The organism is Okeania sp. SIO2C9 (genome assembly GCF_010672455.1).
Taxonomy (GTDB): Bacteria; Cyanobacteriota; Cyanobacteriia; order Cyanobacteriales; family Microcoleaceae; genus Okeania.
The window spans coordinates 1-11,332 of the sequence record NZ_JAAHGO010000141.1 but is presented as its reverse complement, the minus strand read 5'-3'; the positions used below and the strand labels follow the sequence as shown (position 1 = coordinate 11,332).

The 11,332-nt window shown below is 33.1% G+C and carries 3 protein-coding genes and 1 pseudogene; all 4 read right to left on the bottom strand.

What is annotated here, in order from left to right; all coding sequences use genetic code 11:
- The coding region (locus tag F6K23_RS38810; protein ID WP_293166298.1) for a hybrid sensor histidine kinase/response regulator at positions 1-2,407 on the bottom strand (2,407 nt) is incomplete at its 3' end.
- 194 nt (positions 2,408-2,601) lie between these two features.
- Positions 2,602-7,185, bottom strand: a complete 4,584-nt coding sequence (locus F6K23_RS38805) for a hybrid sensor histidine kinase/response regulator (RefSeq protein WP_293166296.1) — start codon at positions 7,183-7,185, stop codon at positions 2,602-2,604.
- Between the two features lie 450 nt (positions 7,186-7,635).
- A complete protein-coding gene (locus F6K23_RS38800; RefSeq protein ID WP_293166294.1) occupies positions 7,636-10,644 on the bottom strand; it encodes a hybrid sensor histidine kinase/response regulator in 3,009 nt (1,002 codons plus the stop codon).
- A 352-nt stretch (positions 10,645-10,996) separates the two neighbouring features.
- Positions 10,997-11,332, bottom strand: a pseudogene (locus tag F6K23_RS38795) (hybrid sensor histidine kinase/response regulator); the annotation flags it as partial.

The following is an 11,332-nucleotide window of genomic DNA, read 5'->3' as shown; positions in this document are numbered from 1 at the left end:
CAATTATTGCTGTGGCATTTCCTTTGGTTGTGCCTTTGATTATTTGGGTTGCTTCGTAACCATCCATTACTGGCATTCTCATATCCATCCAAATTAAATGAGGTTGCCATTTCTCCCAGATTTCTATGGCTTGTTTTCCATTTTCTGCTTCTTTTAACTCAAACCCTAATGGTTGTAATAATTTAATTAATAATAATCGATTGGTGGGGCGGTCATCTACGATTAATATTTTATAACGAGGTTGATTTGGTTTTAAAGCTATGACATGACGAGGGTTTTGTTCAATTTCTATATCTGTTTTATTGGCAACATTTACTTGAATTTGAAATCTAAAGGTTGTACCTTTGCCTACTTGAGAGTTAACGGTAATATCTCCTCCCATTAACTGTATAAATTTACGACTAATGGGTAATCCTAATCCTGTTCCTTCTTGACTGTTTTTACCTGTTTCTGTTTGAGTAAATGCTTCAAATAATTTAGGAGTTTCTGCTTCAGCTATTCCTGCTCCTGTATCTCTTACTTCAAAAATCATTGTGGATTTTTGATGGTTTTCTTCTTTTTTTAAGCTGGGATTAAGAGAGGATTTTTCTGTGGCACCTACTGTTAAGGAAACTCCTCCTTGTTTGGTGAACTTAATTCCATTATTGATTAAGTTAATTAATACTTGCCTGAGTTTTGTTTCGTCAGTATAGATATATCGAGGTACATCGTCTTGATGGTCAAAGATTAATGTTAATCCTTTATTTTCTGCGGTTATATGTAATAAGTCTTCCAGTTCGTTCAACAATGAATAAAAGTCAAAGGTTTTAGCATTGAGGCTCATTTTCCCTGCTTCAATTTTAGATAAGTCTAAAATGTTGTTAATCAAGGTTAATAAATAGTTGCCACTTTTATTAATAATAGTTGTATTTTCCTTCTGTTCTGGAGATAAGGTTGGAGAACGCATCATAATTTGCGAAAAGCCTAAAATGGCGTTTAATGGAGTGCGTAATTCGTGACTCATATTAGCTATAAATGAGCTTTTTGCTTGGTTTGCTACTTCCGCTTTTTCTTTAGCAATTGATAATTGTTCAGTTCTTTCTGCTACTTTTTGTTCTAAAAATACATTTTGTTCTTGAATTAACTTAGTGTTTAATTCAGCATTCCTGAAAGCTTCATTCTGAGCTTTTTCTTTTTGTTCTTTGATTAATTTAACTTTATCCCCTAATGCAAAACTAAAGAAACAAATAGATACAATTAAGCTAATTTCAAGACTTTTTGCAGCTAATACATTATTTTCATTGGCATGTATTACAGTCAAAGCAATAAAAATAATAATAATGAGAGGAATAGATAAACCTAAAAAGAAATAACGAGCTGGAGTATAACCTTGTTTCAATCTAATAATAGTATTCATTAAGACAAAAGCAGGGGCTATTATACATAAAATAGAATTAATACTAATAATATAAGTTTGTAAAAAAAGATAACTCATGATTACCACAACAATGATAATAATCATCAAAAATAAATTAATCTTATGTAGAAATCTATTACTATTTTTAATTGCTAAAAAACTATGCGAAAATTTAATTATCGATAAAAGACTAAGAAAAACCAATAATATATGTATTTCAAATTCATTTGTTAAATTAGGAAATAAAAATTGTTGATAGAAACCATGTTTTGTTACTCGTGTAGCACAAAAACAAAAATTGAAGATACTATAATAAAAATAATCGGGATCTTTTAAAGAAATAAACAAAAATAAACTATAGATGAAAATAATTAAACTTATTCCTGTTGTCCAACCAAAGAATATAAGACTATCTTGATCGCTAATCAGAAAATTATCTAAAGAAGAAATTATTAAAGGAAATATAATTATTGAATTAGAAGTTAAACGTAAATAAACCGTTTTTTCTTGTTGATAGTTTAACGGTAAATTAAAGATAAAATAACGATAATTATATTCTCTAGTATTAAAAGGTAAATATCTACCTGTTTTTTTGATAATAAATTCTTTTTTTCGATCTTGAGGAATATATAGCTCGATTTTTCCCATTCTGACATCTGCTAATATTAATTTCCATTTTTCTATTGAACTAGAATTATTTTTAACTCGAAAACGCACCCAAATAGCTGATTTTTTTAATCCTAAGTTTGGGATAGATTGTGTATTAGGGATAAATTTTTTTTCTATTTCTGGTGACGTAATATCATCAATTGTTAATTTTCTAGTTCGATCTTCAAATATTTCTAAATTTAATCCTAAATGATATTCTGTATTTTCATCTGTTAAAATAACAGGATTATTTATATTCTCTAAGCTATGATTATTTTGAGCATAAATCTTAGATGCATAAATCAATAAACAGAAACTCAAAATCATTAATATCGAGAGTCGTTTCATAAAAGTCTTATTCATAAATAATCAATAAATTTATTCTCATTAATTCTATATTTTCTTGTCATATCATGTCCGGTAGCATCGGTATTGTATAGTGAAGTAAGGAAGAAGGAAGAAGGAAGAGGGAAGAAGGCTTAAAAGCTTGAAAAAACGTAAATTTCCTGTAGATATTCACCCTTGATTTTACACAAACGATACCAGCGGACATGATATCAAAAAGTAAATGATTCAATTAACTGCCTAATAGTTTTAAATTGAAAATCATTGACTAAATTACTTAACTTTTCCGCTAATAAAGATTGTTCAACCGGAATTTTTTCTATTAATTCTAAGATACTATCGTCATCTAAAGCTTTCGTTGCATCATACAGTTCTTCTAACCATTCACTAGGCATTGTCTGCAAATCTTCTACTGTTAAATTTGGTAATTCAGTAGGAGTTTGAGCTGGAGTTTCTTGTTGATAAATATATTCCACTCCTAAATGCTTTTTCATAGTTTCAAAAATCATTGATTCTCGGAATGGTTTTCTGACAAAATCATCACATCCTGCTGATAAAATAATTGACTTTTCTTCTTCTAAAACACTTGCTGTTAAAGCAATTATTGCTGTGGCATTTCCTTTAGTTGTACCTTTGATTATTTGAGTTGCTTCGTAACCATTCATCACTGGCATTCTCATATCCATCCAAATTAAATGAGGTTGCCATTCATCCCAGATTTTTATTGCTTGTTTTCCATTTTCTACTTCTTTTAATTCAAATCCTAATGGTTGTAATAATTTAATTAATAATAAACGATTGGTGGGGCGGTCATCCACTATTAATATTTTATAACGGGGTTGATTAGGTTTTAAAGCAATTACATGACGTGGGTTTTTTTCAATTTCTATATCTGTTTGATTGGCAACATTTACTGGAATTTCAAATCTAAAGGTTGTACCTTTGCCTACTTGAGAGTTAACGGTAATATCTCCTCCCATTAACTGTATAAATTTACGACTAATGGGTAATCCTAATCCTGTTCCTTCTTGACTATTTTTGCCTGTTTCTGTTTGGACAAATGCTTCAAATAATTTAGAAGTTTCTGCTTCAGCTATTCCTGCTCCTGTATCTCTGACTTCAAAAATAAGAGTTGCTTTTCCATTACTTTTCCCCTTTTCAAATGATGGATTTTTTCCTGAACTCCTTTCTAAGGGAAGAGGGTATTTTTCCCCCCTTTCTAAGGAGAGATTTTTTCCAGAACTTTTCTCCCTTTCTAAGGAGAGATTTTTTCCAGAACTTTTCTCCCTTTCTAAGGAGAGATTTTTTCCAGAACTTTTCTCCCTTTCTAAGGAGAGATTTTTTCCAGAACTTTTCTCCCTTTCTAAGGAGAGATTTTTTCCAGAACTTTTCTCCCTTTCTAAGGAGAGATTTTTTCCAGAACTTTTCTCCCTTTCTAAGGAGGGATTTTTTCCAGAACTTTCCCTCCTTTCTAAGGAGAGATTTTTTCCAGAACTTTCCCTCCTTTCTAGGGGATTAAGGAGAGATTCTTTTTGACTCACAACTGTTACACTTACTCCTCCTTGTTTAGTAAATTTAATTCCATTATTGATTAAGTTAATTAATACTTGCCGCAGTTTTGTTTCGTCAGTATAGATATATTGAGGTACATCATTCTGGCGGTCGAAAATTAATGTTAATCCTTTATTTTCGGCAGTAATATGTAATAAGTCTTCCAGTTCGTTCAACAATGAATAAAAGTCAAAGGTTTTAGCATTGAGGTTCATTTTCCCTGCTTCAATTTTAGATAAGTCTAAAATATTATTAATTAAGGTCAATAAGTAGTTGCCACTTTTATTAATAATTGTGGTATTTTCCTTATCCTCTTTGGAGAGAATTGAAGAACGCATCATAATTTGGGAAAAGCCTAAAATGGCATTTAATGGAGTGCGTAATTCGTGACTCATATTAGCAATGAAAGTACTTTTAGCTTGATTTGCAACTTCCGCTTTTTCTTTAGCAATAACTAACTGTTGATTTGAATCTTGTAATTCAGCAGTACGTTTTTTGACTTCCGTTTCCAGTTCACGATTACGTTTTTCAGTTTCATATATACGCCACCACACTCCACCTAGTAAAACTCCCAAAAATAAAATTCCCATCATTGCTCTAAACCAAAGAGTTTCCCACCAAGGTGGTGTGATTGTAATCTTGATAGAAACACCCTGTTCGTTCCAAAGTCCATCATTATTCGAGGCGATCGCTCGAAATACATAATTGCCTGGATCTAAATTGGTATAGGTGGCAGAATTATCTTTACTACTTACTTCATTCCAGTCGCGATCGAATCCCTCTAGTTTGTATTTGTAGCGATTTTTCTCTGGTGATTGGTAATTCAATGCTGCAAATTTAAAGGAGAAGATTCGGTCTTTATAGGAGAGGGTTAAGTGTTTGGTTTTGAGGATAGATTCTTTGAGAACTGAATTTTTACCAATAGGAACAAGTTTATTTTCCAGTTTAAAGTCTGTGATAAATACAGTCGGAATGTTGGGATTATCCTGAATTTGTTCTGGATAGAAAGCAGTGATACCATTTACTCCACCGAACCAAAGTTTACCATCCTTAGTTTTATGTTGAGCAGTGCTATAAAGAAAAGCGTTACTTTGTAGTCCATCCCTCACATCATAATTGTGGATACTTCCTGTCTCAGGGTTAAATCTCGTCAGTCCCTTACTACTATGACTCAACCACAAACCTCTTCCCTTTTCATCGTTAGAGGTATTTTCTTCTAAGATGCCATAAATTGAATCTCTTGGTAATCCATGTCGATCAGCAGTATATTGGATGAATTTATCTTGGCGATCGTCATATTTTCCTAATCCTGAACTACTACCCACCCAAAGTTGACCTTGTTGGTCTTCATATATGTCTTGGATAGTAGCAGCAGTACTGAGATTATATCCAATTATATTTGGGTCATTGCCACGGTAATAGTAGTGGTTAAAGGTTTTTGTTTTAGGGTCAAATTTATCTAGTCCGATTAAAGTACCAATCCAAAGTCTTCCCTCTCTGTCTTCATTAAGAACACGAATTTGATTGTTGAGTAGACTCTTGGGGTTGTCCGGATCGTGAGTATAGTGGGTAAACTTCTCTGTCTCAGGATCGAATTGGTTTAAACCTCCTCCCCAGGTGCCAATCCAGATTTTACCTGTTTGACTTTCACACTCAACATCATGGATAAGGTTATTGCTGAGACTGTTGGGGTTGCTTGGATCGTGAACGTAATGAGTAAATTGGTTTGTCTCAAGATTTAGCTTGTTCAACCCTCCCCCAATAGTACCGATCCAAAGATTCCCCTTCTGGTCTTCACAAATAGATTTAACCGTCGGGTTATTTAAGCTATTGGAATTATTGGGGTTGTATTCGTAATGGGTAAATTTTCCTGAATTTCGGTCAAATCTGGTTAACCCACCACTACCTCCAATCCAGACAATACCTGATCGGTCTTCATAAATAGCATTGGTACCATTATGTTTCAAACTATTATCGTCACCAGGGATAGCACGATAATGAATAAATGGTTTGGCTAAAAGATCCAGTATACCCACACCCCTTTCTGTGGGAATCCACAATTTGCCGATTTTGTCTTTGTAGAGCGGGAGAGTATTATCATGACTGAGACTATAGGGATCGCCTGGGTTATGTTCATAATGGGTAAAGGTTTTTGTTTGGGGGTCAAATCGGTAAAGTCCATTACCCCAAGTCGCAAACCACAGAAAACCAGCATCATCCTCAACTGCTGATACTGTAAAAACTGTGTTGTTATCTGACTTATTAATATTGTCGGGATTATATTGATATCGAGTAAACTTCTGGGTTTCCCTGTCTAAGATGTTGAGACCGTTTTGAGTACCCACCCATAAATTCCCGCGACTGTCTTCATAAATTCCTCGTACAACATTGTCACTGAGACTATGGGGGTCGTTTGGATCGTGCTGGTAATGGGTAAATTTTTCTGTTTCATAGTCAAACTTTTCGAGACCACCATAAGTTGCTATCCAAAGTACACCTTTGCTGTCTTCATAGATTTTAAACACATCGTTATTAATCAGACTGTGAGGATTTGTTGAATCATGTTGGTAGCGAGTAAATTTGTTTGTATTTCGATTCAGTTTGTTAAGTCCACCACCCAAAGTACCAATCCATAAATTTCCCTGACTGTCTTCATGGATAGCTCGAAGTGCATCACTACTCAGACTGTGGGGATTATCTGGATCGTGATAATAGTGGGTAAAACTCTCAGTGGAAGGTACATACTGATTAAGTCCAGCATTCCAAGTTGTAATCCAGAGCGTACCACTACGGTCTATCAATAGGTCTCTAGTGCGATCGCTACTCAAACTACTAGGGTTATTAGGATCGTGCTGAAAAATTTTCATTCCATTGCCATCATAGCGAATGAGTCCACCATTCATAGCAAACCACATAAACCCATCATTATCTTTGACAACACTCCAAACTCTATCTTCCGGAAGTCCATCTTCACTGGTGATATGTTTAAATTTGGTAAATTTTCCTGCATCCCTTGCTCGGAGTATCTGTGGTGTTGGTTTCTTTGCCAAGGTAGCTAAATTTTCTACTGTTTTCTGTTCAGTCTGAAAGGAGTGGTCTTCTCCCAAAGCAACAGTTACCAAAACTTGCCCAAAAAATAGGATGACTAACAATATTTGAATGGGATGTTTCCCAAACAGTTTAGTTCCGCTATTGTTTATATTTGGCTGATAATATTTATTATTTTTGAGACGATTTTTATACATGGTTTTTTATAATATTTAGGACTTGCTGATTAAATCTAAAAGCATTTACATATAAAGGTTGAGCGCATTTTTTAGTTGGAAAAAGTCCAAGCTTTTAGCTCGTAATGGTTCAAAAAATTAGCATTTTAGGCGCATAGTTGCGCAGAATAATCAAGGGATTATTCTTCCTCCTATCTCCTCTATAATTCCCCGTTCCTCCCCTCCCAGGAGGGGAGGGGGAGGGGCGAGGGGTGGGTTGTCTCCTGTCTCCTGTCTCCTACCCTTAACCATAAGACTTTTTCAGCAAACCCTATTTATACATAGTTTTTCATAATAGACATCTCCAAAAATAAAAAATAAAATCAATTATCCCACAGAAATTATCAATTATTTTCCCCTATTCCCTATTCCCTATTCCCTATTCCCTATTCCCTATTCCCTTTTTTCTGGAGATATCTAATATATTGATGGTCAAAAATCAAATAATTCCAGTAATTGTCTAATAGTCTTCAATTGAAAATTATCCACCAAATTAGTTAACTTTTCCGCTAATAAAGATTGTTCAACCGGAATTTGTGCAATTAATTCTAAGATACTATCGTCATCTAAAGCTTTCGCTGCATCATACAGTTCTTCTAACCATTCACTAGGCATTTTTTCCAAATCTTCTACTGTTAAACTTGGTAATTCACTGGCAGTTGGAGCTGGAGTTTCTTGTTGATAAATATATTCCACTCCTAAATGCTTTTTCATAGTTTCAAAAATTATTGATTCTCGGAATGGTTTTCTGACAAAATCATCACATCCTGCTGATAAAATAATTGCTTTCTGTTCTTCTAATACACTTGCTGTTAAGGCAATTATTGCTGTGGCATTTCCTTTGGTTGTGCCTTTGATTATTTGGGTTGCTTCGTAACCATCCATTACTGGCATTCTCATATCCATCCAAATTAAATTAGGTTGCCATTTCTCCCAGATTTCTATGGCTTGTTTTCCATTTTCTGCTTCTTTTAATTCAAACCCTAATGGTTGTAATAATTTAATTAATAATAATCGATTGGTGGGGCGGTCATCTACGATTAATATTTTATAACGAGGTTGATGGGGTTTTAAAGCTATGACATGATGCGAGTTTTGTTCAATTTCTATATCTGTTTTATCGGCAACATTTACTTGAATTTCAAATCTAAAGATTGTACCTTTTCCTACTTGAGAGTTGACGGTAATATCTCCTCCCATTAACTGCACAAATTTACGGCTAATGGGTAATCCTAATCCTGTACCTTCTTGACTGTTTTTACCTGTTTCAGTTTGAGAAAATGCTTCAAATAATTTTGGAATTTCAGCTTCAGCTATTCCTGCTCCTGTATCTCTGATTTCAAAAATAATAGTTGCTTTTTCATTACTTTCCCTCCTTTCTAAGGATGGATTTTTTCCCGAACTTTTCCCCCTTTCCAAAGGTAGATTTTTTCCCGAACTTTTCCCCCTTTCCAAAGGTAGATTTTTTCCCGAACTTTCCCCCCTTTCCAAAGGTAGATTTTTTCCCGAACTTTCCCCCCTTTCCAAAGGTAGATTTTTTCCCGAACTTTTCCCCCTTTCCAAAGGTAGATTTTTTCCCGAACTTTTCCCCCTTTCTAAGGGGGGATTAAGGGGGGATTCTTTTTGTATTTCTAGGGGATTAAGGGGGGATTTTTTTTGACTACCAACTGTGACACTTACTCCTCCTTCAGATGTAAATTTAATTCCATTATTGATTAAGTTAATTAATACTTGCCTGAGTTTTGTTTCGTCAGTATAGATATATCGAGGTACATCGTCTTGATGGTCAAAGATTAATGTTAATCCTTTATTTTCTGCGGTTATATGTAATAAGTCTTCCAGTTCGTTCAATAATGAATAAAAGTCAAAGGTTTTAGCATTGAGGGTCATTTTTCCGGCTTCAATTTTAGATAAGTCTAAAATATTATTAATCAAGGTTAATAAATAGTTGCCACTTTTATTGATAATAGTCGTATTTTCCTTCTGTTCTTGAGATAAACTTTGAGAACGCATCATAATTTGGGAAAAGCCCAAAATAGCATTTAAAGGAGTGCGTAATTCATGGCTCATATTAGCGATAAAACTGCTTTTGGCTTGATTGGCAACTTCCGCTTTTTCTTTAGCAATGGATAATTCTTCCGTTCTTTCTACAACTTTTTTTTCTAAAATAATATTTTGTTCTTTAATTAATTTTTGATTAATTTCTACATTTTTCAAGGCTTGATTTTGTGCTTTCTCTCTTTCATCTTGAATCAGATTAATTCTATCTGCCAAAGCAAACGAAAATAATAATACCGATAAACTAAAAGTAAAATTTGAACGGTTCTCTACATAAAAACCATAAGGTATAAAACCAAGAGCACTAAAAGAACGAATGATTATTCCTAAAAGAGGGGACAACATAGCTAATAAAAAATATTGACTTGGCTTATATCTTTGCCTCCATCTGATCAAAGCAGTTATTAATATTATGAAACTAATAAATATACCATTAAAAATCACGCTAATATTATTCCATTTTGTTGGCATTGATATAATAATTACCATAACTAGAACTAAAGATAGAATAAATAAAAATCTATCAATTTGAGGAAGATATTTTTTAGTCTTTAAGAAAGATTGGGTAAATTTTATCCACGAAAACAACATTAATAATAGGGCAAATGATTGAATCTCATAATAGTTAGGAAAATTATTCCACAATAATTGATGTCCTATTCCATCTCGACATAATCGAAACCATAAATAACCGATAATAAACAAGACAAAATGTAGATAACTTTTGTCTTTTAAAGAAATAAATAAAAATAAATTATAACCAATCATAATTACAAAAGTTCCATAAGCTATTCCTAAAGATAAAACATGATTTTGATCCTCCTGGAAAAATGTTTCCCAAGAATAAATATTTAAGGGAATAACTAAACCAGCTTTTGAAGTTAAACGTAGATAAATAGTTGTTTCATTATCTTCAGCAAAAGGCAAACTAAAGATAAAAAAACGATGGTTAAATTCTCTAGTATTAAAAGGTAAAAATCTCCCAGTTTTAATTATCTTAAATCCTTTTTTTTCTCCTTGATCAAAATAAAAATTCACTGTACCTGCACGAGTATCATTTAAACTTAATATCCATTTTTGTGTCACACTTGCTTGATTTTTGACTCGAAAGCGAACCCAAATTGCTGATGTTTTTACACCTAAGTTGGGGATATTTTGATTACTAGGAGTAAATTCTTGATCGACAACATCTTCAATAGTTAATTCCCTAGTTTGATCTTCAAATATTTCTAAATGTAATCCTAAAGGATATTTGGTATTTTCATCGGTTAAAATAACAGGATTATTAATATGTTTTAAGTTCTGATTATTTTGAGCATAAATCTTAGATGTAGAAATCAATAAACAGAAACTAACAATTATCAAGATTAAGAGTCGTTTCATACAAGTTTTATTCATGTTATACAAATTGATCAATATTTGCTACAAATAGCTAGGATATTTCTTAGGAGTCAGGAGACATGAGACAGGAAAAATGGGAATGAGCGAGGAGGCAGAAATAAGAATTGTAAGAATGATTTTTCTGCCCAACTCTTGCCTAAAATACGCTCCTTTTTGAGCGCTTTATACTGAAATAGACGCACTTTTTTAACCACAAAAAGGTACTTTTATTTATATGTCAATGCTTTTAGATTTAATCAGCAAGCCCTAATTAAATAAATTAAGAAGTTAGAGTGAATCTAAGATAATCGACTAAGACGATTTTCATACATGACTTTTGATAATATATCGATGTTCAATACCTAAGTAATTCAATTAATTGTCGAATAGTCTTAAATTGAAAATCATTGACTAAATTACTTAACTTTTCCGCTAATAAAGATTGTTCAACCGGAATTTTATCTATTAATTCTAAGCTCAGATCATCATCTAAAGCTTTCGCTGCATCATACAGTTGTTCTAACCATTCACTAGGCATTTTTTCCAAATCTTCTACTGTTAAATTTGGCAATTCACTGGCAGTTGGAGCTGGAGTTTCTTGTTCGTAAATATATTCCACTCCTAAATGCTTTTTCATTGTCTCAAAAATTATTGATTCTCGAAATGGTTTTCTGACAAAATCATCACATCC

Bases quoted from the DNA above. Each gene is read 5' to 3' on its own strand.
- F6K23_RS38805 (WP_293166296.1), bottom strand. From the start codon at position 7,185: ATGTATAAAAATCGTCTCAAAAATAATAAATATTATCAGCCAAATATA.
- F6K23_RS38800 (WP_293166294.1), bottom strand. From the start codon at position 10,644: ATGAAACGACTCTTAATCTTGATAATTGTTAGTTTCTGTTTATTGATT.